The sequence below is a fragment of the Veillonella sp. Ser01 genome (assembly GCF_053850375.1).
Window position 1 is genome coordinate 146454 of record NZ_JBSPUA010000002.1, and the last position, 24290, is coordinate 170743.

Sequence of the window (24290 nt, forward strand, 5' to 3'; positions counted from 1 at the left end):
AGAATGGTTAGAACAGAGAATAGAATTAAATTGATGATTAAACTTATTTTAGGTCTCTTGTTAAAGTTTGTCCTTTTACTTATTTGGGGAGTCTCTCTTTGGGTCTTTTATAAGTTACTGTACGATCGATATGTATTAGAAGCGTACCCATTAGGGAATTATCTTCCCCTATTGATATTTACCTTTGGGAATATTTGGATTTTGCCGTGGCTCATTTTGTGGTGTAAAAAACTATATCCAGCATTTGATAAACCTACTGTGTACTATAGAGTAAAAGCTTGGTTCATTTCTTTAAAAGAACGATCCCATGTAGGGGTGCTAATCTTTTATAGCATAGAGTTTCTTATAAAATTATGTTTGCTAATCTATGGCACTATTATAATGCTAGCTTGTATTATTATAGGACCAGTGCTATTGGCAATCATTAGCATGATATGTCATCAGCTTTTAGATAATATTATATAAAATTACTAGTTTGAGTTGTTTACAAGAATGTTTAGGAGAGAGGCTATGAAAAGGAAACTTATAGTTATGGGGTTTGTTATAGGTCTGCAATTGGTAAGTAGCTATAATTATGTGACAGATGCAAGTTGGCTGAGCAAAACTTGGGACCGTCTTGAAACAAATGCAGCAAAACAGTCTTATGATTGGCCAAAAACTGAGCAATACACTCATTATGCGGGTGGACAAATTGTAGGGGATACCTTGCCAGAAGAGGATATGATGATTCTTGGGGTTTCTTTAGGCAATACATTTGATAGCGTGAAAGCTAGTCTAGGTCAACCAACTAAAGAGACGAGTAGAGGAATTACTTATGGTGGTGTTACATTTGGAAATTTAAAAATGGATGGTGTAGGGCCAATTGTTACATATATGATGATCGAAAATCGTGATGCCGCTACACATAGAGGCATTGCCGTAGGTGATTCTATGCGAAAAGTTCTCAATGTATATGGTAGACCTGATTTAGTGGATTCTAATAATCGATGGTTTTATGGGAAATATCGCTATCGGACTGATATTATGCATGGTATACAATTTGAACAAAAAGGCGATAAAGTAAGTAAAATCATAATTTATAAGTAATTACATTTTTACTACCTATGAAAAAAGCCGAGCTTTTAATTCTTTGAATTAGCTCGGCTTTTATTAGTTTAAGCTAGTTATTTGAACTTAGTTTTGCTTCTCTTAAATTGAGTTGGGATTAAATTCATAAAGTTCTCATCTGATGTGAACGCTATGCTATAATTAGATTATGCTTATATGTTTTGATAAAGGGGAAGTAAAGAATGAATAAATTTAAAGTGCGGAGTGGTGTATTAGAAAAAATTATGCAAGAGAAATTCTTGTCTGTTCTTGAGCTATCTAAAATAAGTGGTCTCAGTCGGCCGAGTTTATACAGTATTATTAATGAAAAAGTATCTTATGTTCGAGTGGCAAATTGTAAGAAATTAGCAGAAGCACTAAAGGTTTCTGTCGAAGATATTTTTTATGTAGAAAATAGTAATAGATAATGTTATAGGGGAAATTAGTAGTTTATTTGATAGGGGTAAAGGCATATGAATTATTGGATAGTAAGTGCTGATTTAAAAAAGTGGAAAGCTGAATTTGCAATGACTGATCCAAGTTTTCAAACATGGATAGATTGGAAAGAACCGATTAATTACAGTTGTTATTCTAAATCTAAGAAGCCTAAATTAAAAGGTAATGTTAAAAATCTTGCTGTAGGAGATGTTGTTTTAATTTACGCTAAGGGGAAAGAGGTTATTGGTGAAGGGGAGATTGCTAGTATAGCTAACAATCAAAACTCTATAGCCCCGGGAGATTATGTGACTATTACACCTCATGTGGTCTTTAATGCTCCTATCAAAATTGAGGATATCATAGGTAATAGGTCAGAAAAATCCTTTCAGAATGGATTTGGTGAGATTAATAAAACTGAGTATAAGAATTATAAAAGAGCTATGGCACTTTCAGGGGCTAAGGTAGTAAGTAATTTTAACAAAAGTAATCTTTATGACTCTGTTTACCTGCCTAAAGTTACTATTGATAAAATATTAAACTTGTTGAACCGAAAAAAGAATATTATTTTGCAAGGACCACCTGGGGTTGGGAAAACATATCTTGCAAAAAAAATTATAGAGTATCTTACAGATAAAAATAATTTTACTTTTGTTCAGTTTCATCAAAGTTATTCTTATGAAGATTTTATAATGGGGTATAAACCAACTGAATCTGGTGGATTTGCATTGCAAGAGGGTAAGTTTTATGTTGCTTGTAATGAGGCAAAGAAACTGCAAAAGATAGAAGGTAAGAATACCGCCCCATATGTGTTTGTGATTGATGAAATCAATAGGGGGAATATTAGTAAAGTTTTTGGCGAGCTATTAATGTTAATAGAAAATAACTATCGTGAAACATCTATTACACTTGCCAATCAGAAGGAGTTTTACGTTCCTAATAATTTATATCTTATTGGTTTAATGAATACAGCTGATAGGAGTTTAGCAATGATAGATTATGCATTGCGTCGTAGATTTAGTTTTGTAACAATTGCTCCTGTTTTTGAGGGGCTAGAAACCAGTGATTTTGGAAATTGGGATACCTATGATAAAGGTGATGATAAGCAGAAAAAATTTGCGCAGTTTCTTAAGTCAGAACAACTGGATACAGGTTATGCTAAAAAGTTAATTAAAGAGATTATAAGTTTAAATCATACGATAAAAGAGGAGTTAGGCGAAGGTTTTGTAATAGGACATAGTTATTTCTGTAATCTTGCAGATGATAATATTCCTGTTTCTAAAAATCGCTTAGAGGAGGTTATTGAATTTGATATTGCTCCATTATTAGAGGAATACTGGTTTGATAATCTTGAAAGGGCTAACGAACTAAAGGATGGTTTGCTTAATGCTTTGAAATAGGTGCAATATGTATCTTTATAAAACTATACCTATAAAAAATGTGTTTTATATGCTCTCATATATTAGTAATTTGAGGTTTGATGCTACAATTCAAGGTGACTTTACTAAATCTGACAAGACCTTATTTGAACTTTATATTGATTTATTTTGTAATGAATTGAAACAATTAGTACAATCAGGATTATACAAAGATTATATTAATTATGATGATGTGATATATACTGTTCGTGGCCATATTGAGATGAGTGAAACCGCACGATTGAAAAGTCGAGGAAGCAATGCAGTTGCTTGTAATTTTGACGAGTTTATTACTGATTCTTCATTTAATTCTATCGTCAAATCGGTTATTGAGCTGTTGCTTTTTAGAAGTGGTAAGTTAGTCACACTAAACCAGAAGAAAAAGCTACATCTTTGGGGATGCTATTTTGGAGATATTTCGTCTTTATCGTTACAAGCAGTAGATTGGAGTAGCATAGTTTATAATCGACAAAATATTAGATATCGAATGATATTATTTTTGTGTCAATTAATTGTAGAGTGTCTATTATTTAGCACAGATAAAGATGAGTTTGATTTGCCTTTTATTAATCAGGTTCTTTTATATAATATTTTTGAAAAGTTTGTATATCAATATTGTAAAGCATATTGTAAAAGTACATATAATAATGTCTATATCTCACACGAACCGATGAATTGGTGCTCTGAAAATTTAGGTCCTTTAATGCCTAGAATGCAACCAGATATTTTAATATATAGTGATGATAAAGCATTGATTATAGATACAAAGTTTTATGAGCAAATATTAGTTTCTCGAAATAGTACTAGTAAAAAAACCTATAGATCTAGTCATTTGTATCAGATTTTTACTTATATTATGCACTATAGTTATAATAATCCTCACCTAGATACTAGTGGGCTGCTATTGTATGCAGGAACAGAAATGGAGTCGCAATCAGAATATAGGCTGCAAACTCACAAAGTTTGTAATAAAAGTCTTGATGTAGAAATCTTAGATCTTTCTGTAGATATACCTAAGATTAAAGAGCAGTTAAATCTAATGATACAGCGTTATTTCTCGTAATAAAAAGTTTTTGTATCCTTTTATTGTTTAAAATCGGATATATATATAATAGGCACAGTCTTATTTGCATAGTATACTTATGCTAATAAGGTTGTGCTTATTTTATGTTGTAAATTTAGAGAGGTTTTTTATGTTGCGTAAAAGTATAATCGTGATGGTATTAGCAGCTGCTTTCACCATAAATGTAAGCGCTGTACAAATCGAAGTTCCAGCCGGACAGCCACCTATGCCAGGTGCTGATGCGAGTATTCCTGCCAATGCATATGAGAATTATCGGGCAGGTAGCTTGAGTAATGTGGGGGCTAGTGATGTTATAAAATTACATTCTGAATCTGATAAGCGTATGGAAATGTATAGAACTGACTGGGGACTAACACAAGATGAAGTCAATCAGATAGCAAGCGATTCTGAAAAGATGATGGATTTACTTGTTAATGAGTCTGCAGTTGTGTTGTTGCATGATGATCGTAATAATATCCGAGCATCTGTACCTGGACTACTATTAGCAAGTAAATATTATCCAAAACGCAGTGATGGTGAACGGTTATCTATTGTAAGAGAGAATTCCATGTTTTTTGCAATCGGCACGAAGCCGAATTATGATGATGCTTTACGTAAAATAAAATCAGAGCGAAAAGGGGAATTCATATATCCTGGTATTTCACATGGCAAATGGGCTATTGAAACAGAGTCTTTTGGCGAAAATACGCCTGCTATGGTTGCCGTAGTTGGTTTAGATAATCAGCCAAATCAAGAATATATGATAGGCCTTAGCTACAAAAATTAGCCCGTTACCGACAAGCTTGAGCGTGTTATGAGTAATTATGTAATTCCGTCGATTCACTCTTTAGATGATATGGATCAGTATAGTGAAAGTATCAACTGGGATAATCTCCTGTATCGCATTCCTAAAGGCCTTAAACTAACAGCACAGAAGTCATTAAAGGACTCTGCCGAAATAAGGGACTATCGTGGATTAGGTATGCGACTTATTGTGGCTAAGAAGCCTGTAAAAGTAGATGATAAATATATGTATTCTTTTATTAACGAAATTTCAGAAGTAAAGCCAGAAAGTCAAAATATAGGTGATGTACCTATCCAATCAGCATCTGTTTGGAATAATGGTGTTCCTAGTTTTTTGGTAGATAACTATCAACCAGGCAAAAAGTCTTTAATGCATCGGTTTTTACGAGATGACAAGAATGTATATATTATGAGTTTAGTTTATACTGATGGAGCTATACCATATTCTCATATTCAGCTGCGTAATACAGTAGAATATTCTGACTTTGCAAATATTGAAACATTGAGAAATAAGGTAATCCGCATTCAAAGTCAAGAAAGAATGTAATACGAAAATTATTTTCATATTAGTGAAAATGCCTAAAAAGAAACTTGATGCGGATCCAAGCTTTAATCCGTGGTATATGAAATGGATTGAAATATTAACTCAATAAGAACTTTAGTGTTAAAGTTTTTATGGTGTTAGATAGGAGAGAGGCAATGAGTAAACTCAAGTACATCAAAATTATATTAGTGCTTTTGCTTAAGGCTTATCTTGTTTATCTATGGATTAACTGTGTAGAGACTTTTACTCAGCTACTCTATTATATTTATGCATTGAAAGTATCTTCATTGGAGCAGTTCGGCCTATTTCTATTCTTTCTCTTTGGTAATATATGTTGTATTCTGTGGCTTGTTTTATGGTGTAAGCGATTACCGCCAGCTTTTAACAAACCAAAAATATATTATACAATTAAAGACTGGATACGATCCAAGAAACAAGAAGCACCTATCTATAAAGTCCTATTTGGCAGTTTATTGCTTTTGCTAAAGCTATGTCTTGTAGTGTATATCTTAATTGCTGTCTCTACTGTTTTAAGCATTCCATTGATAGATTATTAGTCTATTTCAAAATTTAAACACACTAAAAAACCGAGCTACTTTGTTTTAGTAGCTCGGTTTCTGTTTGCATAGTATACTTATGCTAATAAGACTGTGTTTATTTATTTTGTAAAAGTTTAGAAAGATAAGAGGTTATATGTTACATCGATTTTTAATAACTCTAGGGCTTATGCTGGTTTTCACCATCCCAGCTCAAGCAATCACGATTGAGAAGCTCACGTCTCAGCCGCAGTTTAAGCAGGTATCTCAGTTTGTATCGGATATTCCTAATATAGACGAGCGTGGCGCGTCCTATATTGACGTGAATACGGTGAAAGTAATCGGTTTTGAGCCGCCTATTTATACAATCAAGGCGACGGTATATAAAGCGTATCAGTGGAATGATGAGAAGGTGATTACCGTTAAGGACATGACTTTCACCTATGATAGTAGCAATTCAGCAGCTAGTAAGGTCTATCGGGCGCAACAGCAAGGGAAAACGGCGATTAATACTGATGCGGGTGCGAATATGGATATGAATGAAGATATGTGGTCTAATCCAGGTATTATGCGCGATGAAGAGGAAATCAGTCGCTTTGGCTTTGATGGAACGCCTCGGCCTATCAATCGTGGTGCCTTTCTGCGCAGACCCGTTGTGAAAGATTCTCTAAATAAAGAGTTTTACGATATCGCTGATGCAGTGTATTATGAAGTATATAAGGAACATTTTGATGAGGTTATTGTTAATTAAATTCTATGTTCGGAGGTTATTATGAAAGCATTTGAAACAAAAGATTATAAGGCGTTTACCATGTTTGAGGAACGTTGGGCTCTTGTTACAGCGGGTACGCTTGATGATTTTAATACGTGTACAGTTAGTTGGGGCAGTATGGGTAACATGTGGGGCATGCTTGGCAATGATATATCTACCGTGACTGTGTACATTCATCCAGCTCGCTATACTCAAGAATTCATGGCGAAATACGATACTTTTACAGTTAGCTTATTCCCTAACAGCCAGCGTAAGGCTCTTGGCTATTTAGGCTCTCATTCTGGTCGCGATGAAGATAAGGTTGCCAATTCTGGTTTAACACCAGTGGCAGTCGGTGATGGAGTGACCTTCAAAGAAGCAGATTTAACATTTGTATGTAAAAAGTTATATGAACACCAATTCGATGAAGCTCATTTGGCAGATAAAATAAAGGAATATTATGCAGCAAACCCTACTGCCTATACTCAAGCTGGCAAAGATCGCTGGGAACCGCACTATATGTACATCGGCGAAGTAGTTGAGGCTATAGAGAAGTAGACAATCTATTTAATACACAAAAAAGGCAGCCCTTAGGAGCTGCCTTTTTTGCATTGTTTATCAAAAGAAAGTGAGACGGTATTTACTACCTGTATTTATAATAACATAGGTCATGGGCATAAAATGCCACATAATATTGATACAAATTCTTAGTTTTAATTTTAGTTCTTTATTTTGGTTTTATGTTACTTTGTATGCCGCATTTTTTTTAAGGGATTTATCAAAATAAGTCATAATTTTGATGAAAAATTAGTATATATGAGTCAATAGTGAGGAATAGCTTATATAGTGGGTTCCTTCAGTGAGAACTACTATAAATTGTATATTTTAGCAAAATTTTGTGAATTTTAACCCCACAAAAAGGCCAAAATCTGATATAATAATAGTATAGAAATCGATGTATAAAAGGACTAAAAATTGTGTGTGAATTGATGTTTTTAGACTCACCTTTGGACCTAAAAATATCCGTAGTTCTTATAGTTAAATCGATGCGATCGGAACGTTGTATATATGAAACGACTACGCAGATGCGTAGTTTTCTTATTTTGTGTTTGGTATAGGTAGTCCCATGAGTGTAGTAAAGCCCTTATTATGGCTATTAGAACCGTATATCGTATATAAAGCCTATTTGTGGGCCCTCCGCTTTATAGCACATCCAGTGACGTGGGAAGGCGAAATAGATTTATTTTCCTTGACCTTAACGGTGCTACTCATCCTTGATGCGGTGGCATTGCCATTGGTGATTTTATATTGCCCTGGGTTGAACCATGGCAAGCGCGTTCCTGATTGGATTCGCCGCTTAGGTACGCCTATCTACATCATTCACAATTGGCTTGATGGCAAGGTTGGCGGTGGTACATCTACGCCGATTGTATGGTTACGCAGAACCTTACATTCCCTATTGTTATTTATCTATTTGCTAATCCCGCTCTACGTAGGTGGTCATCTCGTGATGGGCCTCGTAGTGGCTCTCATGTATGATGTCCTCGTGTGGGCACATGGAGGTGTGTGATGGCGACTTGCGAGTGGCCTACTACGCCTTTGTATCAGGCCTATCACGATCATGAGTGGGGGCGGCCTATTCATGATGATCGGTTGCAGTTTGAACATCTCTGTCTTGAAAGTCTCCAATGTGGCCTCAGCTGGCTTACGATTTTGAATAAACGAGATATTATCCGAGGCTGCTTTGATCATTTTGATATTGATACGGTTGCTAGTTATGGTGAAAGCGACGTAGAGCGAATCTTGCAGACCGAGGGTATGCTCAAGTCTCGACCTAAAATTGAGGCTATCATCAATAATGCTTCTGTTTTTAAAGATATTCAAGATGAATTTGGTTCGTTTTGCAACTATATCTGGGCTTTCACAGACAATAAAACTATTATTTATGAAAGTCACCCTGATGGAAATATACCTGCGAAGAATGGCTTGTCCACGCGGATTAGTAAGGACCTAAAGAAACGAGGTTTTAAGTTTGTAGGCCCTGTTACCATCTATTCCCACCTGCAAGCTAGTGGTCTCATCAACGATCATGGCAAGGACTGTCCTTGTTTTGACGATATTAATGCAAATGCTGATATTATTCGACTACCTGTGGATGGTGAGAATTAATATAGTTCTTATTATTCTGTATTTAGCGTTATATTTCTTTACTTGCTTTTCAATGTCTGTTGTAACGTATTCATATAATGATTAGTTAACAATAGTTTTTATACATAATTCATTTTACAAAGTTGAATTTGTGTTAAACCGCACCTTAAGGTGTATACTATAGTCGATGGAAAGATAGCGTTCCATCATATGTCGGCCCGCTTTATATACAAACACATATATTCTCTCTCTCCAAAGCGGGTCTCTCATATACTTCTCTCTCAAAGCTATAAACACGACATAAAGCCTCTATCCTTTACTGGATAGGGGCTTTTTGCTATATATCGGAATGTTAGATTGTATGTCACGACAAATTGATTTATTTCGATATAGTTGATATACTGATGATGAAATAAGCATTTACTTTCACAATTTAGAAAGGAAGATATATGATTGGTTTGGGCACGGCCATTAACATTGGCCTCATCATAGCCGGCAGCTTGTGCGGCCTCGCATTTGGTCGGTTTATGAAAGAAAATTTGAAACAGACGCTCATGATGGTGAGCGGCATTATCGTTCTCCTTCTTGGGATGAGCGGCGCCATGCAGTATATGCTAGTTATTGTAAACGGCACGCTGCAAACGACGGGGCCTATGCTCATGATTATTAGCATGGTGGCAGGCGCTGTAATTGGCGAGCTTATCGACCTTAACCGTTGGATTACTGTTTTTGGTGACTGGGTGAAAGCAAAAACTGGTAACACTGGTGATCCGCAGTTTACGCACGCTTTTATTACAGCATCCCTTACATTTACAGTGGGGGCCATGGGCGTACTAGGCTCTATTCAAGACGGCTTGACGGGTAACTATCAAACGCTATTGTTGAAAGGCATCCTCGACGGCATCATCGTTATGGTTATGATGTCCTCTATGGGCAAGGGCGCATTGTTCTCCTTTATTCCTGTAGGAATTACCCAATGGATTATTACAGCTATGGCTCACATCGCTGCGCCTCTAATGACGCCGAGTGCTATCGATAACCTGTCCTACGTGGGATCTATTCTGATCTTCTGTGTCGGTATTGACCTCATCTGGCCTGGTAAAATCCGTATTGCCAACCTGTTGCCAGCCATCTTTGTGGCTATGGGGCTTACATTTTTGCTGTAAATAAGTGTATATCATCTGAATTTCCTCAGTTAGGATATCAGTTATATTATATTTACTAAGCTATATTAGCTCTTTATTTGCTATAACTTACTACATCTTATGAGACCTATATTCTCTAACCGTTTCGCATTGATTTATATGTGAAACAGTAGGGAGTATAGGTCTTTTTTTGTTATAAAACTAGGTTATTAATATTTTGTATTATTTCTTTTGAGTTCCCGTAAGATCTTTTTATATTTCTGATTATAAACTTATATTACAATCAGTTACGTTCCGAAATAGGTGACCAATAGAGTCAGACCAACAGTAGGATTTGACTGATATCTTAGAGAAATCTTTTACCGAAATCATTTATAGAATAATGTTATTCCACAATATACTCGTTTTACAGGTATATATTATTGAAATATACCTGTTTAACAGGTATAATCAAAGGAGAGATTCTATGATTATCGGATTTAAGGATAAAGAAACAGAACGCATTTTTTATCGTGGATACTCACGACGTTTACCGACTCAGATTCAAAAAATAGTATTATTAAAATTACGTATGTTACATGCTTGTCGGACTATAGATGATTTTATGGTTCCACCTGGTAATCGTTTTGAGTTTTTACAAGGTGATCGACTTGGGCAATGTAGTATTCGTATTAATAAGAAATATAGAATATGTTTTTGTATAGATGAAGATTTTAATTTATATGATGTGGAAATTGTAGATTATCATTAAGGAGATAAAAGTATGAAGGAACTAATCCCAGTACCTAAAATGAGTGAGGTTCTACATGAAGAATTTATGCAACCATTGGGGCTAAGTGCGTACCGTGTTGCGAAGGATATTATGGTTCCTGTATCACGAATACAAGAAATTCTTCAAGATAAACGAAAAATTACGGCAGATACAGATTTACGATTGTGTAAATATTTTGGCATGTCTAAAGGGTTTTTCTTAAGATTGCAGATGGATTTAGATTTGCTTGAAGCAGAGGATACAGAGGGATTACAAACTGATTTAAAAAATATTATATGTATTACAACTCAATCTATTACTGATTGATAATTTTCGATATATTTGGTACACTTAATCTATAAATAAATCGTTATAACATTATGTATTACTATAAGGAGACGCTATGTTATTCGTTGAATATCCTAAATGCACAACATGCAAAAAAGCAAAGAAATTCTTAGATGATCATAATATTAAATACACAGATCGTGATATTAAATCTGAAAACCCTACAGCAGAAGAAATCGCAGCTTGGTATCCACAATCTGGTAAAGATTTGAAAGCATTCTTTAATACTTCTGGTATGATTTATCGTGAACAACAATTGAAGGATAAATTGCCAAACCTTAGTGAAGAAGAAAAACTAGCTTTATTAGCATCCAATGGTATGCTTGTAAAACGTCCTATCTTGGTTCTTGAAGACAAAGTTCTAGTGGGCTTTAAAGAAGCAGAATGGATTGAGGCGTTGAAGCTCTAATTTTATAACTTGGGTCAAAGCCCCCTATCTCTAAAAGCCTCCATAGCGAGCTAAGTCATTTTTAGAGATAGGGGCTTTTCTTTTTATATGAAATTAGCATCTTCAACTAGGGCCTATTGAAGAGTTTCCAAAGCGAGCTAAGTCGTTTTTAGGGACCTGTTCTTTCTACATCTAATAAAGAAATAAGAGCTTTCAACTAGAGCTTTAAAGGGAGAGGTCATTTTTATGATTTTACTCTTTTCCTATTTTGTAATGGAAATGCAGTTCTTTATTATTTATCAAAAAAATTAATTTGTATATAGTTTGTATGTTTTGTATAATATTTACATTGTAGATATACCCCTATGGGTACATAGAGGCTACATTACCTCAGGTATATACAGTTTACATTACCTTAGGTACAAAGTGTTTTAAATTACTTTAGGCACAGAGAGTTTCAAATTGCTTAAGGTATAAAGAGTTTTAATTATTATTGTGTTGTTTTGTGTTTTATTTCCGGAGTAAGCAAGGCCGGTTCTAGTGTATAGAGAGGTCCATATGAAGTTTTTACAGTCTTTATCAGCGCAGGTGTCGCTATTTACGCAAGGTGCTATTTTGGCACTAGGTGTTGTATTTATCCTATTAGATGTAATCACAGAGGTGCTAAATCCCGTAATTGACTTGGCGTGGGTAACGGTTCTAGTTTGTGGTTTACCACTATTTATTAACAGTGTTCAAAGTATTTGGGAGCGTTTAGAGATCCATGCTAATTTCCTCATTGTAGTGGCCATGGTGGCGCTCATTTCCATTGGCGATTATCATACGGCGGCCTATGTGGGGCTCATCGTACAGGCTGGTTTCTTCTTGGAGCAGCTTATTACGGGTGAGTCACATTACACTGTAGATAATGATATGCTTCCTATGATGCCATCTCAACTGGTGGCATTGCGTCAGGGTATTAACAATTATTCGTCCGTCATTGTTGTAGCTGTATTGCTATTGTCTATGGGTTCCTTTGCATTGACACAGGATTTCATACATACTGTAACCTTGTTATTGGTGCTATGCCCATGTTCTTTGGAACTTATTTTAGTAGCGCTCATGATGGGATCTCTTGTGGATGATTCATCTCCTGTATCGGAGCTTTCAAAAGTAACAAAGCAGTCTCATTTAGGTCTACTCATCGTGTCCATTGTGTTCCACGTTGCTATCATTGGTGCTGGTGTATTTGGTCTTATCGATCCTGTTACGGCCGTTGCATTGCACGGTTTGGCACGACTTGGTCTCGTGTATAATTTGAAAGTTTTAAATGGTTCTTTGTGTGTAGCATAGAATTTAGTACAGTATATATTTTAAGACATAATAAAATCCCCTAGTAAATAATATGTGTCCAGGAAAATAGGTACATATTATACTAGGGGATTTTTATGTTCATACAACAGCTAGCTGTAGATTATTCTTTTGCTTGGGATTTATCACCAAGTGTGAGAAGTAGGAATACGATAGCGAGGATACATGCACCAACGAGGGCCACGAAGCCGCCATCCCAACCATAGAGGTCAACCATGAGACCCATGAACGCACCAGCACCAGCGGAACCGATGAGGTAACCAAGAAGGCCTGTAAGACCAGTAGCGCCACCTGTTGCTACACGTGGTACCATGTCTGCTGCTTGAAGGCCGATCATCATAACAGGACCGTAGATGAGGAAGCCGATAGCGATAAGTGCTAAGTTATCGATAAGGATATTGCCTGCTGGGTTGAACCAGTAAACAAGGATTGCCAAGATAACGAATAGCATGAAGCAGATCGTAGCTGGAGCGCGACGGCCGCGGAATACGCGGTCACTCAAATAGCCGCTTACGAGCATGCCTGGAATACCAGCCCATTCGTATAAGAAGTAAGCCCAACGGGAACCTTCTTTTGTAAAGCCTTTTACAGCAGTCAAATAAGTAGGCGCCCAGCTTACTACGCCGTAACGGATGAAGTATACAAAGATATTTGCAATTGCAAGATACCATAAGTATTTGTTATGCAAAATATATTTGTAGAATATTTCTTTGAAAGTAGTTTTATTTTCATCTTTTACTTCAGTTGCTACTGTTTCGTGTTTATATTCCTCGATAGGTGGCAAGCCACAAGATTGAGGTGTATCTTTTAACAAGAAGAATGTAACTACAGCTAAAACGATAGAAATAAGAGCAGGGAAGAAGAAAATACTATGCCATGTACCAAATAGATAGATACCTAACGTAGCGAGAGGTGCGATGATACCGCCACCAAGATTGTGGGATACGTTCCACCAAGACCACCAAGCACCGCGTTCAGAACGGGAGAACCAAGTTACCATATTTTTCGCATATGGAGGATAGCCCATACCTTGGAACCAACCATTTAAGAAGGCAAGTACGCACATGATAGGAATACTGCTTAAAACACCAGGTAAGGTGCCGAATAATAACATAACTAAAGCACTGAGCAATAGACCTACTGTGGAGAAGTATTTTGGGTTAGAGCGGTCAGACGCATTACCCATGACAAATTTACTTATGCCGTACGCTACGGATAAGAGGGTCATGACAATACCAAGATCCGCTTTAGTGTAGCCGTACTCAGCAATCATGTACGGAACAGCCAAACTAAAGTTTTGGCGGATCAAATAGAATGTAGCATAACCAATAAAAGTACCTGCAAAGACTTCTTTGCGAAGACGTTTGTAGGTGGAATCGATTTGCCCCTCTGGTAATCGTTCAGTATGAGGAGCTGGAGAGAAAATCGACATCATCACACATCCTTTCTACAAAATGCCATTGTAATCATACCATGTATGACCAAAAGTCGACTATATTTTATTTTTAATTATGATAAATAGTTATTTTAGTGCACCATTATGGGACAAGCGCATAGGTTGTTAGACATTAAAATATCTTCTATTTAAAAATCCATTTGATTATCAAGATTTATGAACGATGCGCCAGCCCTTAAGAAATTTGATGTAGGTATCGACATGGGCGGTGTAGGCAGTGATATTGCTGTAGAAGCAGCAGATATCGTTCTTGTAAAAGCAGCTCGTAAACGCGTGTTTGAAGGGTAATTAAAATTCATCCACTGATTTGATTGATAAGGCGTCATGAGCTAAAACGTAATATAATCAATAAAATAGCGCTATCAATTCTGATAACAACTCTGTATGAGTAGTGGAATTGATAGCGCTTTTATTTTGCTTTATTGTGTATATGCGAAGCTCTTGATGTTACATTAATCTACATATGTCACTTTGTAGCCTTTTGGCTCAATTTCACGGCGGTTAAGGCCGTTTGGTAAGTCTGGATAGCCGATAGCCAAGCTAGCGTAGACTTTTTCGTCTTCTCCAAGACCTAGCTCACGCATTTTAGCTTGGATGCGTTCGTTGTCTTGAAGATGGCGGATTTGGTTAACCCAGCAGCTGCCAAGGTCGAGCTCGTTGCAAGCAAGCATCATGTTTTGCATTGCACATGACACGTCAGCAAAGTTGTTGGCATAACTTGGTTTGCTAGCCAATACGATAAGTACAGGCGCGCCATAGTTAAATACAAACTTGCCTTCTGCGGACATTTTGATGATATTCACCATGTAAGGTAATGTATTTTCTGTAATCGGCATTTTGCCGTATTCCTCTTGAACGAGTGTTACTAACTCATTGAGTACATCTTGGTTCGTAATGACCATGAAATGTGTCAATTGTGTATTACCGCCAGATGGAGCACGGCGACCAGCATCGAGGACTTGATCGATAAGTTCTCGAGTTAATTGATCAGCTTTAAATTTACGCGTACTATGACGTGTTTTGATACATTCTAAGGTGTTCATATAGTCCTCCTATTATTAATCTGCTTTATATATTATTTCTTTTATTATACTATATGACATAAATCTAGAAAGAAATTTAGAATGAGCTTTAGAAAGAAATTTAGAATGACATTTAGAAAGATCTCTAGAAGGGATATGCTAAACGTCTTGAAGAAGCGATGTCCGCATGTGGTATTGAATTCTAATATAAAAAAATTTATTAATAGGTTCACAGTTTTATGGTGTGATTTCTGCCCATAAATTCTATAGATTTACTCATTTTTTTAATAAAAAAGAAAAAATATATTAATTAATTGACAAATTTAAAAATATCTGAACAAAGTAGGTTTTTTACGTTGACTGCTTGCTGTAGAATTGTGTACAATTAATTTGTAGATTATTGTGTGCATATGGAGGTAGAATATGGCAGAAATTGGCGTACTCGAAGGTTACAAACATAAAGAAGACGTACCTGATGCAGAGTACATGAGATTAGAAAACCAATTGAGCTTCCCACTTTATGTAGTGGCGAAGGAAATTGTTAATGCATATCGCAGTCACTTAGATCCGTTAAATTTGACATATACTCAATACATCGTAATGATGGCATTGTGGCAATATGGTGATTTGTCCGTTAAAGAACTAGGCCAAGTATTGCGCCTTGATTCTGGTACATTAACACCACTTTTAAAGAAATTAGAAGCAAAAGCATTCTTAAAGCGTAAGCGCAGCCGTCAAGATGAACGGGTAGTAATGGTAACCCTTACTGATACAGGTAAAGCATTACGTGATGAAGCAGTTCATATACCACGTCGCTTGTCTGAAGCTGCAGGCCCGATTTTTGACGTTGAAGAAACACGTCAAATGCGTATGTTGCTTAACAAATTGTTAGAAGCAATCGATAACGCAAATGCTAGAACAGTAGAAAATAGTAAGCGCTAATGTAGCGTACTCTAGTAAGATCTCATATGCATACATTCTGTAATTTAATATATCTAATATTTTCATAAAATGTGATATACTATACATATAACGTATTGTGCTGAGGTCATGTGAGAGCATGACCTGTCGTGAGATGCCGAAAGGCAAAAAGGAGAGCATTATGAATAAAAATTTATTAGGTGCATTTGTATTAGCCGGTACATTATTAGTTGGTGGCGTTGCTAATGCAGCAAACTGGAATGGTTTAGCTAACTATCCAGAGGTTCCAAACAGTGCAAATGGTTCTGAAACATACTTCTTCGATAAAGCATCCCAATTCAGTGGTATTGATAGTAGCCGTAACTATGTATTCGGCATCAATGTAGTGAACATGCATAATAACCAATATGGTGAAGCTACATTGTTCAAATACATTGTTCATCCAAGTTTGCATACTGTATATCGTTTCGCTCCAGATGGTCAAGCTTACCAAATCACTCCTGGTTCCAATGAATACAATATGTTCTTGGCTGCTTGGAAAGAAGTATACGGTACTGACTTCTCTTTCCCAGCTTTATAATTTGATGGCGCAAGCCGTAATAATTACATAACTATTGCTGGTGAAAGCTCCTTTGGACTTTCACCAGTGTTGTTTATGGAGGTTTCCTATGTCTAAATCTGAATTTGCTCAAGCTTATACGGAGCGCATGTTCCCTGATATTGCGGCCCCTGCAGGTTATATTGATCCTGAGTTTGAAGTTTTATTTGATAATTTTGCATTCGATGAAGTTATCACTGAAGAGGGGCGTAATGTGCCTGCCAAGGATCGCTTCTTGGCTATCCTTGCTACATTAGTAGGGGCATCTGCTGTGGATGAATATGCGTTGATGCTACCGGCAGCACTTAACTTTGGCTTGATTCCCGATGAAGTAATCGAGCTTATTTATCAAGCTGTGCCATATCTTGGCATTGGTCGTGTGCGTCCATTCTTTAAGGTTACAAATAAGATTTTTGACTATCGAGGGGAAACTGTTGCGGATCCATCTCGCAGTACAATTACTGCTGCATCTCGTCTTGAAAAGGGCGTAGAAAAACAGGTGGAAATTTTTGGTGAATCTGTGCGTCATTCTTACGAAGAAGGCCCTGAAGATACACGTCACATCAAAAAGTGGCTTGCTAATATGTTTGGCGACTATTACACGCGTAAAGGCTTGAGCGTGGCTCACCGCGAAATGATTACCTTTTGCTTCTTGGCCGCTCAAGGTGGCTGTGAACCTCAGCTCAAGGCTCACGTAGAAGGGAACTTGAACGTAGGGAACAGCAAACAATATTTGATTAATATCGCCTCCCAATGCGTGCCGTACATCGGTTATCCACGCACCTTGAATGCCCTTCGTTGCATTCAAGACGGCTACACCGCATGGGAAGCTAAACAATAAAGGAGTTTTATGTTTGATTTAAATCCGATACAGATATTAGCTAGTATTCCTGCTATTATCATCGTTTTTTCTGTCTTTGGATATGCAGAGGCCAAGGTAGCTACCTGGTTTGGCGATCCAACACCTCGGATGGCGGGGCGCCTTACATTATCTCCTTTGGCACACCTTGATTTAATAGGTACAATCTGTATCATTCTAGTTGGCTTTGGCTGGCCTAAAGGGATGGCTATTAATCCGTCTTATTTTAAAGACCCACGCCGTGATATGAGCCTACTTGCTTTTGCAGGTCCTATAGCAGGCCTGATTACAGGGTTCGTATTTACTTTCATATACGTACTTTTGGGTAATTTGAATCTTATGCAGTCCCCGGGTTTACCGATGGTTATGCAATACATTATTTTGTATAGCATCGGCCTTTCTATTTTCTGCTTAATTCCATTCCCACCATTACCTGGTTTTAATATCATTTTGCCGTGGCTACCGACAGAATGGCAAATTAAATATTACCAATTAGGGATGATTAACTTGATTTTCTTTATCATCCTTATTAATACACCGATTATTTCTATGGTAATCCGCCCATTGCAACAAACAATTTTCAAAATTTACTTTGCAATCATTGGGACGATTTTATAAATATATTTGGTGAAAGCCTCTACTGTATAGGTGATAAATCTATGGTAGAGGCTTTTTTGTGTTATAAGTATGAACAAAATTATGGTTATATTTATATTAAAAACTATCGATATAGTTCTTAATATATGATATACTGTGTTTAGAAATCGTAAATTTTCGATGTATTAATATTACAGTGTATTATTAGATACTATGGATAGAGTAAATTGATTCACGATATCGATATGTAAATCAATACACTAAATCGATACGTTAATCGATATATTAAACTAATATAGTATATAGATATTCAAGTGAATAGAAGAGGAATATATATGGATTTTGAAGAAAATCAAGTGCCAGAGGCGATTCTGGACAAGCTTACAAAGGTGTGTACATGCCGTAGCATTACACGTAAAACGATTAAAGAAGCCATTTTGAATGGTGCTCATACATTTCCTGAGGTAAAAGAAGCAACTCGTGCTGGTACAGGTGCTTGCGGTGGTAAAGGCTGTGGCCCTCGCATCGTAAAGCTCTTAGCTGAAATGAAAGAACAAGGCAAAATTTAAGTTAACTATTTAGCTATTTAACTTAAATATTTAACTCAAACATATAACTTATATAAAGACTATTACTTCAAACCAATACGGTATATATTCGTAGGTTTTGGGTGGTAGTCTTTTTTCTGTTTTGGGGAATAGTCTTTTTTGGCGCTCCCAATTCACCAGATGTTTTGGCGATGTTGGGGTTGTCTTTATTATTTGATATACTATACATAATACTTTTTAAAGATTTTGGAGGTATATATGTTTCGACGTATCGTAGCAGCTACGATGATTGGCGCATTGGCGCTTACAACGGGCTGCGGTTTACATAATCCATTTACTTCTAAGGCGGAGCCTGTAACCTATGAGTCCGTGGAGCAGAGCGAGCTTTCACCAGAGGAAAAGGTGGACAAATTAGTGGCTAATATGTCCGATGCAGATAAGGTAGGCCAATTGTTGATGATTGGCATTCACGGCAAGACCTTGAATGATGATGCGAAGTTTATGCTCAATGAGTACCGCGTGGGCGGCATCATCTTGTTTGACCGCAATATGGAGTCCAAGGATCAAGTGAAATCGCTCATTACAGATATTAATAAAACTGGTAAAAGCGCCGGTTTAACACCATTGTTCATCGGCATCGACCAAGAGGGGGGCGCGGTGGCGCGCATGGAGGATCAGCTCATCAAGGTTCCTCCTGCAGAAGAATTAGGTAAAGAACCTATTGAACAAGCGGTATCCTTGGCAAAACAGTCTGGTACGGAACTAAAGGACTTGGGATTCAACATTAACTTTGCTCCTGTAGCAGACTTGGACTTAACCTATGGCCGTTCCTTTAGCACAAATCCTGATGAGGTCGTACGTTATGCTAGCGCTGTAGGTAAGGCTTATGATGAAGCTGGTTTATGGTATTCCTATAAGCATTTCCCAGGCATTGGTAAAACAGATGTAGACTTACATGCGGATACCAGTGTTGTGCCAGTGTCTAAAGAGACTTTGTTGAATGAAGATACGAAGGTATTTGTAGACCTCATTAAGCAGTCTAAACCGAATACCTATGCAATTATGGTGTCCCATGCCATGTATCCTCAAATCGATCCAGATCATCCATCTAGTTTGTCTAAAGCGATTATTACTGATTGGTTGCGCAAGGATATGGGCTATAACGGCGTTGTCGTAACAGACGATATGGACATGGGCGCTCTTGCAAAACACTACACCTTCGGCGATATGGCGGTTCAATCTATCTTGGCTGGTAGCGATATCTTGCTCGTATGCCATGAGTACGAACACATGCAAGAGGCGTATAATGGCCTTATGAAAGCTGTAAAAGATGGTCGCATCTCTAAAGAACGACTCGATGAATCTGTTAAACGAATCTTGCTTATGAAAATGAGCAGAGGTATGTAAGACTGAGATAATCTTGTATTCTACATTCTGTATAAAAATATATAGTGTATACATAAAGAACTATCAAGGATTTTAATAAACCGATAGAGAATTAATAAGTAAAGTGATTCTCTGTCGGTTTATTTTTTTGTATAGTTTGTTTTGTTAGGAGTGAATTATATGGCTCGCAGAATTATGTTGAACGGTACATCCTATTTTGGACAAGGGGCAATTCAGGAGATTGTGAACGAAATTAAGAATCGCCATTTCAAAAAAGCCCTCGTTACATCTACGCCAGATTTATTTGAATTTAAAGTGGCTACTAAGGTAACAGATTTACTTGATGCGGCAGGCATCGATTATGAAATTTATGATGGCATTAAACCAAATCCTACTATCGAAAACGTAACGGCTGGCGTTGATGCTTGTAAAGCAGCTGGCGCCGATGTTATCGTTGCTGTTGGTGGCGGTAGCCCAATCGATACAAGTAAGGCGATTGCTACTATTATTACGAACCCTGAGTTTAGTGATGTGCGCAGCCTTGAAGGGTTAGCGCCTACTCAGAACCCATGCTTGCCAATCATCGCTGTTACTACTACATCTGGTACGGCTGCAGAGGTTACTATCAACTACGTTATTACAGACGTTGAAAAGAACCGCAAATTCGTTTGCGTTGACCCTCATGACATCCCAATCGTAGCTATCGTAGATCCTGATATGTCCGCATCTATGCCGACAGGCCTTTGTGCGGCAACAGGTATGGATGCTCTCGTGCATGCTGTAGAAGGGTATATCACAAAAGGTGCGTGGGAACTAACTGATATGCTTCATTTGAAAGCTATTGAAATCATCGGTCGCTCCTTGCGCAGTGCTGTAGCTGGTGACTTCGGAGGCCGTGAAGCTATGTCCTTAGGTCAATACATTGCAGGCATGGGCTTCTCTAACGTTGGCCTCGGCATCGTTCACTCCATGGCACATCCATTGAGTGCGGTGTACGATATCCCTCATGGCAAGGCTTGTGCCATGCTTTTAACAGCAGTATTGAAATTCAACGCTCCTGCAACAGGCGAAAAATATCGTGAAATCGCTCGCGTTATGGGCGTTCCTGATGTAGATGGAATGAATCAAGAAACATATCGTCAAGCTGCTATCGACGTAATTCAAAAATTAGCTGATGATGTAGGCATTCCTAAATCCCTTAGCGAAGCAGGCGTAAAACGTGAAGACATTCCATTCCTCGCTGAATCTGCTTTCAACGATGCATGTACACCTGGTAATCCACGAGATGTGTCTTTGGAAGAAATTATTGGTATCTATGAATCCATATTCTAAGGAAGTAAGAGCTTGATGATATATAGTATTTTATGGCCTGAATGATTTAAGACTATAACATCATATTGATACATGATTTGTAGGTCTAAATAATTTCCTGGTCTAAATGATGCAAAGCTCTAGCCCTGAGGGTTTTACATCTTTAGTGCCTTTACATATTTCAGATGCCTCCGAATATGTAAAGAAAATACATTTATACACTTGCTTAACAAAACTAGCCGTCTCATTGTAGAGGTGGCTAGTTTTGCGTTTGTATTGTTGTCTTGTAATTAGATAACTGACGTTGTATGTAATCGTTTCTTGAAAATGATGGTTTACATAAGTATACTAAGGATATGAATACATAGTTTATGCACGAGTGTTTAAATTTTGGCTAATGCTAAGGAGGAATGGTATGAAGCTATGGAAATTTAATAAGCGCAGTTCTACCTTAGCAGATATGTCCATGAACCGTATGTTGTTAACGGAGCTCATTGCAAAGGGCGCTCTTGTGGGCGTGATTGCAGGCTTTTGTGGTGCTACGTACCGTTATTTAATCCTTGAGTCAGAGCATATTCGTTGGCATTTGATGGATGGCATTACCATGGAATGGGCCATAGGCTGGCTAATAGTGATGGTTATCTTTGCCTTTATCGTCGACAGATTGCTCGCATGGGCCCCATTATCGGGGGGCTCGGGTATTCCTCAAATTGAAGGGGAAATGTTGGGCCTCTTTGATATGAAACCGTATCGGACGTTGGTGTCGAAGATGATTGGTGGCGTATTGACTGGTTTTGCCGGCTTTTCAGTAGGCCGTGAAGGGCCAGCCGTACAAATCGGCGGCTCTGCCGGTAAAATTGTATCCTATTGGATGAATTCAGGGTTGCGTGAGCAGCGCATCTTGACTTCTGCTGGCGCAGGGGCGGGCTTAACGGCTGCCTTTAGTGCGCCCGTATCGGGGGCAATGTTCGTCTTTGAAGAGGTTCATAAAAGTTTTTATCCTTACCTTGTTGTGCCAACCTTTGTGGCCACATTAATTTCTAACTATATTACAGTTAGTATCTTTGGCCTCGATCCCGCTCTTGGGTTTTCAGTAACTTCAGGTGTACCTCTTGAGTACTTTCCAGTGCTTCTTATGGTTGGGCTTATCATGGGGCTCTGTGGGGTGCTCTTCTGCCGCATGATCTTTGCGTTCAAGAAATTCTTTGAGTGGCTTAAATGCTCTCGGTTCTTGAAATTAGCCCTCACCTTTGTGACTGTGGCCATCATCGGCTATGACTCGCAACTTCTTTTAGGTGGTGGCAATGATCTGGTAGGACAGCTAGCCTTTCAATCGCATGGCGTATTGCTCTTGGGTGGTATCGTACTAGGTAAGATTTTACTTACCACCTTCTGCTATGGCAGTGGTGCTCAAGGGGGCATCTTTTTGCCTATGCTCGTTATTGGGGCCTCTGCAGGTGCCTTCTGTGAAAGCGTACTTTCAACGTTAGGCATTATTTCTCCTGATTTTGTACCACAATTCGTTATTTGTGCCATGGGTGGCATGTTAGCAGCTGCGATGAGAACTCCGATTTTGGCGATATTACTCGTCCTTGAAATGACGAATAGCTTCTCCAATATTTATGCCATCGGTATTGTTACACTTGTGGCATACCTTGTGGCAGAGCTTTTAAAAGAACCACCGATTTACGATTCCTTATTACAAGCCATGAGTGGGCAAAGCCATCTAGAATCTGTACAAACCTTCTTCCAAACTAAGGTGCCTGTTGTGGCAAACTATACAGAGGTGCAGTTACAAGACTTGGCATTGCCAGATGGTACATTAATCGTAAGTATTCGTCGCAATGGAACATACATTGTACCTCTTGGGGATGTGAAGCTTGAACCAGGTGATGAACTACAAGTTTCGTGTGAACGAGGTCGATTAAAAGCAGCGAAAGACTTTTTCCAATCGAATGAGTTATAGAAAAGAGATATCTCCAATCTAAGTAAAGGGAGGCCTTATTATGCTGGATAATATTATAGTATTTTATATATTCTTTACCATAGTCGGCTTTTTAGCGGCTATGCTAGGCACCATCATTGGTGCCGGAGGGGGCCTTGTGTTCGTTCCTCTCTTCATGTACTGGTTCCCTGAGTGGTCTCCATCCATGATTGTAGGGACATCGCTCTTTTCCGTTATGTGTAACGCCGTTTCTGGATCTATTGCGTATATTAAGCAGAAAAAGGTGCTTATCAGTGCAGCCATTGTCTTTAGTTTAGCTACCTTACCAGGAGCTATTTTAGGGGCTCAAATGTCTGGTTGGTTTTCTGGACAGGGCTTTATGTTTGCCTTTGGGTGCTTTATGCTATGCGCTTCTGGTTTGATTGGGTTTAAAAATTTCCGTAAAGGGGAACGAAAGGAAGAAAGCCTTACCCTTGATCAGCTAACATACAGTAAGCCTATCGGTATTAGCATTAGCTTTTTTGTAGGTTTTATCTCCAGTATCTTTGGTATTGGTGGTGGCCTTATTCATGTGCCGGCCTTAATTTATCTCATGGGGTTTCCTACCCATATGGCTACAGCTACAAGCCAATCCATTCTTGCTGTATCTACAATGATAGGCGTTATAACCCATTTATTGGAAAATCATATCGTATTTAGTATTGCTATTCCTACTAGTATTGGCGCTATCTTTGGGGCCCAAGTAGGGGCGCGAATTGCTAAACGGTTGAAAGCAAAATCTATCCTTGCCCTTATGAGCGTTGCAGTCTTTGCACTAGCTGTACGTCTTATTCTTAAGTCTGGTATTTTGGGATAATATGGCTTCTCTGATGATCAATAG

General features: G+C 37.9%; 25 protein-coding genes and 1 pseudogene. 24 read left to right on the plus strand and 2 right to left on the minus strand.

The features are described from left to right. The first annotated feature begins 510 nt into the window (after positions 1-510). The 14 genes and pseudogenes from ACWTVK_RS04405 to ACWTVK_RS04470 all read left to right on the plus strand — a co-directional run bounded on the left by ACWTVK_RS04405 (position 511) and on the right by ACWTVK_RS04470 (position 12749). Positions 511-1086: a TonB-dependent receptor gene (locus ACWTVK_RS04405; RefSeq protein ID WP_303939800.1), complete on the plus strand. Its 576-nt coding sequence runs from the start codon at positions 511-513 to the stop codon at positions 1084-1086. 203 nt (positions 1087-1289) lie between these two features. Next, positions 1290-1514 (plus strand): helix-turn-helix domain-containing protein, encoded by a 225-nt coding sequence (locus tag ACWTVK_RS04410; RefSeq protein WP_303939799.1) that lies wholly within the window; start codon positions 1290-1292, stop codon positions 1512-1514. Between the two features lie 45 nt (positions 1515-1559). Beyond that, positions 1560-2921, plus strand: a complete 1362-nt coding sequence (locus tag ACWTVK_RS04415; protein WP_456046059.1) for an AAA family ATPase — start codon at positions 1560-1562, stop codon at positions 2919-2921. Between the two features lie 7 nt (positions 2922-2928). Continuing rightward, positions 2929-4002, plus strand: coding sequence for a 5-methylcytosine restriction system specificity protein McrC (locus ACWTVK_RS04420; RefSeq protein ID WP_456046060.1), 1074 nt, complete (start codon positions 2929-2931; stop codon positions 4000-4002). A 130-nt stretch (positions 4003-4132) separates the two neighbouring features. Continuing rightward, a pseudogene (locus tag ACWTVK_RS04425) lies at positions 4133-5353 on the plus strand (hypothetical protein). A 723-nt stretch (positions 5354-6076) separates the two neighbouring features. Further along, positions 6077-6637, plus strand: a complete 561-nt coding sequence (locus ACWTVK_RS04430) for a hypothetical protein (RefSeq protein ID WP_456046061.1) — start codon at positions 6077-6079, stop codon at positions 6635-6637. 21 nt (positions 6638-6658) lie between these two features. After that, positions 6659-7195: a flavin reductase gene (locus tag ACWTVK_RS04435; protein ID WP_456046062.1), complete on the plus strand. Its 537-nt coding sequence runs from the start codon at positions 6659-6661 to the stop codon at positions 7193-7195. A 568-nt stretch (positions 7196-7763) separates the two neighbouring features. Continuing rightward, complete coding sequence (locus tag ACWTVK_RS04440) at positions 7764-8207, plus strand: hypothetical protein (protein ID WP_456046063.1); 444 nt, start codon at positions 7764-7766, stop codon at positions 8205-8207. Then, complete coding sequence (locus ACWTVK_RS04445; RefSeq protein ID WP_456046064.1) at positions 8207-8806, plus strand: DNA-3-methyladenine glycosylase I; 600 nt, start codon at positions 8207-8209, stop codon at positions 8804-8806. The genes ACWTVK_RS04440 and ACWTVK_RS04445 overlap by 1 nt, the downstream gene beginning before the upstream one ends. Before the next feature lie 428 nt (positions 8807-9234). Next, on the plus strand, positions 9235-9951 hold the full coding sequence (locus tag ACWTVK_RS04450; protein ID WP_456046065.1) for a DUF554 domain-containing protein: 717 nt from the start codon (positions 9235-9237) through the stop codon (positions 9949-9951). A gap of 445 nt (positions 9952-10396) precedes the next feature. After that, positions 10397-10681, plus strand: coding sequence for a type II toxin-antitoxin system RelE/ParE family toxin (locus ACWTVK_RS04455; RefSeq protein ID WP_456046066.1), 285 nt, complete (start codon positions 10397-10399; stop codon positions 10679-10681). 12 nt (positions 10682-10693) lie between these two features. After that, a complete protein-coding gene (locus ACWTVK_RS04460) occupies positions 10694-11008 on the plus strand; it encodes a HigA family addiction module antitoxin (RefSeq protein WP_303940569.1) in 315 nt (104 codons plus the stop codon). 76 nt (positions 11009-11084) lie between these two features. Then, positions 11085-11438 (plus strand): Spx/MgsR family RNA polymerase-binding regulatory protein, encoded by a 354-nt coding sequence (locus ACWTVK_RS04465; protein ID WP_005384960.1) that lies wholly within the window; start codon positions 11085-11087, stop codon positions 11436-11438. Between the two features lie 537 nt (positions 11439-11975). After that, the gene (locus ACWTVK_RS04470) at positions 11976-12749 is read left to right on the plus strand and encodes a hypothetical protein (RefSeq protein WP_456046067.1); all 774 of its coding nucleotides are present in this window, start codon (positions 11976-11978) and stop codon (positions 12747-12749) included. Between the two features lie 121 nt (positions 12750-12870). Here the strand turns inward: ACWTVK_RS04470 and pgtP are convergent, their stop codons facing one another. Continuing rightward, a complete protein-coding gene (gene pgtP, locus ACWTVK_RS04475) occupies positions 12871-14199 on the minus strand; it encodes a phosphoglycerate transporter protein PgtP (protein ID WP_456046294.1) in 1329 nt (442 codons plus the stop codon). A gap of 180 nt (positions 14200-14379) precedes the next feature. On the opposite strand from pgtP, the gene ACWTVK_RS04480 reads away from it, so the two are divergent. After that, on the plus strand, positions 14380-14511 hold the full coding sequence (locus tag ACWTVK_RS04480) for a hypothetical protein (protein WP_255403492.1): 132 nt from the start codon (positions 14380-14382) through the stop codon (positions 14509-14511). 164 nt (positions 14512-14675) lie between these two features. Here ACWTVK_RS04480 and ACWTVK_RS04485 read toward each other — a convergent pair whose 3' ends face one another. Then, entirely contained in the window at positions 14676-15266 is a 591-nt protein-coding gene (locus ACWTVK_RS04485; RefSeq protein WP_105086077.1) for a nitroreductase, read from the minus strand. 402 nt (positions 15267-15668) lie between these two features. Here ACWTVK_RS04485 and ACWTVK_RS04490 point away from each other — a divergent pair, with 402 nt between their 5' ends. The 9 genes from ACWTVK_RS04490 (at position 15669) to ACWTVK_RS04530 (ending at position 24266) form a co-directional block, all read left to right on the plus strand. Continuing rightward, positions 15669-16187, plus strand: coding sequence for a MarR family winged helix-turn-helix transcriptional regulator (locus ACWTVK_RS04490; protein ID WP_456046068.1), 519 nt, complete (start codon positions 15669-15671; stop codon positions 16185-16187). Between the two features lie 160 nt (positions 16188-16347). Beyond that, positions 16348-16746 (plus strand): hypothetical protein, encoded by a 399-nt coding sequence (locus ACWTVK_RS04495; protein WP_303940584.1) that lies wholly within the window; start codon positions 16348-16350, stop codon positions 16744-16746. An 88-nt stretch (positions 16747-16834) separates the two neighbouring features. Then, positions 16835-17605 (plus strand): carboxymuconolactone decarboxylase family protein, encoded by a 771-nt coding sequence (locus tag ACWTVK_RS04500; RefSeq protein WP_105093746.1) that lies wholly within the window; start codon positions 16835-16837, stop codon positions 17603-17605. Between the two features lie 9 nt (positions 17606-17614). Further along, complete coding sequence (locus tag ACWTVK_RS04505; RefSeq protein ID WP_024047872.1) at positions 17615-18241, plus strand: site-2 protease family protein; 627 nt, start codon at positions 17615-17617, stop codon at positions 18239-18241. A 314-nt stretch (positions 18242-18555) separates the two neighbouring features. Next, a complete protein-coding gene (locus ACWTVK_RS04510) occupies positions 18556-18789 on the plus strand; it encodes a (2Fe-2S)-binding protein (RefSeq protein ID WP_024047871.1) in 234 nt (77 codons plus the stop codon). Between the two features lie 237 nt (positions 18790-19026). Beyond that, entirely contained in the window at positions 19027-20175 is a 1149-nt protein-coding gene (locus tag ACWTVK_RS04515; protein ID WP_456046069.1) for a glycoside hydrolase family 3 N-terminal domain-containing protein, read from the plus strand. Positions 20176-20334: 159 nt separating this feature from the next. Continuing rightward, the gene (gene fucO, locus ACWTVK_RS04520; RefSeq protein ID WP_456046070.1) at positions 20335-21486 is read left to right on the plus strand and encodes a lactaldehyde reductase; all 1152 of its coding nucleotides are present in this window, start codon (positions 20335-20337) and stop codon (positions 21484-21486) included. Between the two features lie 394 nt (positions 21487-21880). Continuing rightward, entirely contained in the window at positions 21881-23431 is a 1551-nt protein-coding gene (locus ACWTVK_RS04525) for a ClC family H(+)/Cl(-) exchange transporter (RefSeq protein ID WP_456046071.1), read from the plus strand. 40 nt (positions 23432-23471) lie between these two features. Then, on the plus strand, positions 23472-24266 hold the full coding sequence (locus ACWTVK_RS04530; protein ID WP_303940296.1) for a sulfite exporter TauE/SafE family protein: 795 nt from the start codon (positions 23472-23474) through the stop codon (positions 24264-24266). The last annotated feature ends 24 nt before the right edge of the window (positions 24267-24290 follow it).

Excerpts from the sequence above, each read along its gene's own strand:
- ACWTVK_RS04465 (WP_005384960.1), top strand. The coding sequence starts at position 11,085 with ATGTTATTCGTTGAATATCCTAAATGCACAACATGCAAAAAAGCAAAG.
- ACWTVK_RS04460 (WP_303940569.1), top strand. The coding sequence starts at position 10,694 with ATGAAGGAACTAATCCCAGTACCTAAAATGAGTGAGGTTCTACATGAA.
- pgtP (WP_456046294.1), bottom strand. The coding sequence starts at position 14,199 with ATGTCGATTTTCTCTCCAGCTCCTCATACTGAACGATTACCAGAGGGG.
- ACWTVK_RS04510 (WP_024047871.1), top strand. The coding sequence starts at position 18,556 with ATGGATTTTGAAGAAAATCAAGTGCCAGAGGCGATTCTGGACAAGCTT.
- fucO (WP_456046070.1), top strand. The coding sequence starts at position 20,335 with ATGGCTCGCAGAATTATGTTGAACGGTACATCCTATTTTGGACAAGGG.
- ACWTVK_RS04450 (WP_456046065.1), top strand. The coding sequence starts at position 9,235 with ATGATTGGTTTGGGCACGGCCATTAACATTGGCCTCATCATAGCCGGC.
- ACWTVK_RS04455 (WP_456046066.1), top strand. The coding sequence starts at position 10,397 with ATGATTATCGGATTTAAGGATAAAGAAACAGAACGCATTTTTTATCGT.
- ACWTVK_RS04480 (WP_255403492.1), top strand. The coding sequence starts at position 14,380 with ATGAACGATGCGCCAGCCCTTAAGAAATTTGATGTAGGTATCGACATG.
- ACWTVK_RS04415 (WP_456046059.1), top strand. The coding sequence starts at position 1,560 with ATGAATTATTGGATAGTAAGTGCTGATTTAAAAAAGTGGAAAGCTGAA.
- ACWTVK_RS04435 (WP_456046062.1), top strand. The coding sequence starts at position 6,659 with ATGAAAGCATTTGAAACAAAAGATTATAAGGCGTTTACCATGTTTGAG.
- ACWTVK_RS04445 (WP_456046064.1), top strand. The coding sequence starts at position 8,207 with ATGGCGACTTGCGAGTGGCCTACTACGCCTTTGTATCAGGCCTATCAC.
- ACWTVK_RS04495 (WP_303940584.1), top strand. The coding sequence starts at position 16,348 with ATGAATAAAAATTTATTAGGTGCATTTGTATTAGCCGGTACATTATTA.
- ACWTVK_RS04405 (WP_303939800.1), top strand. The coding sequence starts at position 511 with ATGAAAAGGAAACTTATAGTTATGGGGTTTGTTATAGGTCTGCAATTG.
- ACWTVK_RS04485 (WP_105086077.1), bottom strand. The coding sequence starts at position 15,266 with ATGAACACCTTAGAATGTATCAAAACACGTCATAGTACGCGTAAATTT.
- ACWTVK_RS04525 (WP_456046071.1), top strand. The coding sequence starts at position 21,881 with ATGAAGCTATGGAAATTTAATAAGCGCAGTTCTACCTTAGCAGATATG.
- ACWTVK_RS04410 (WP_303939799.1), top strand. The coding sequence starts at position 1,290 with ATGAATAAATTTAAAGTGCGGAGTGGTGTATTAGAAAAAATTATGCAA.
- ACWTVK_RS04420 (WP_456046060.1), top strand. The coding sequence starts at position 2,929 with ATGTATCTTTATAAAACTATACCTATAAAAAATGTGTTTTATATGCTC.
- ACWTVK_RS04430 (WP_456046061.1), top strand. The coding sequence starts at position 6,077 with ATGCTGGTTTTCACCATCCCAGCTCAAGCAATCACGATTGAGAAGCTC.
- ACWTVK_RS04515 (WP_456046069.1), top strand. The coding sequence starts at position 19,027 with ATGTTTCGACGTATCGTAGCAGCTACGATGATTGGCGCATTGGCGCTT.
- ACWTVK_RS04505 (WP_024047872.1), top strand. The coding sequence starts at position 17,615 with ATGTTTGATTTAAATCCGATACAGATATTAGCTAGTATTCCTGCTATT.
- ACWTVK_RS04530 (WP_303940296.1), top strand. The coding sequence starts at position 23,472 with ATGCTGGATAATATTATAGTATTTTATATATTCTTTACCATAGTCGGC.
- ACWTVK_RS04440 (WP_456046063.1), top strand. The coding sequence starts at position 7,764 with ATGAGTGTAGTAAAGCCCTTATTATGGCTATTAGAACCGTATATCGTA.
- ACWTVK_RS04490 (WP_456046068.1), top strand. The coding sequence starts at position 15,669 with ATGGCAGAAATTGGCGTACTCGAAGGTTACAAACATAAAGAAGACGTA.
- ACWTVK_RS04500 (WP_105093746.1), top strand. The coding sequence starts at position 16,835 with ATGTCTAAATCTGAATTTGCTCAAGCTTATACGGAGCGCATGTTCCCT.
- ACWTVK_RS04470 (WP_456046067.1), top strand. The coding sequence starts at position 11,976 with ATGAAGTTTTTACAGTCTTTATCAGCGCAGGTGTCGCTATTTACGCAA.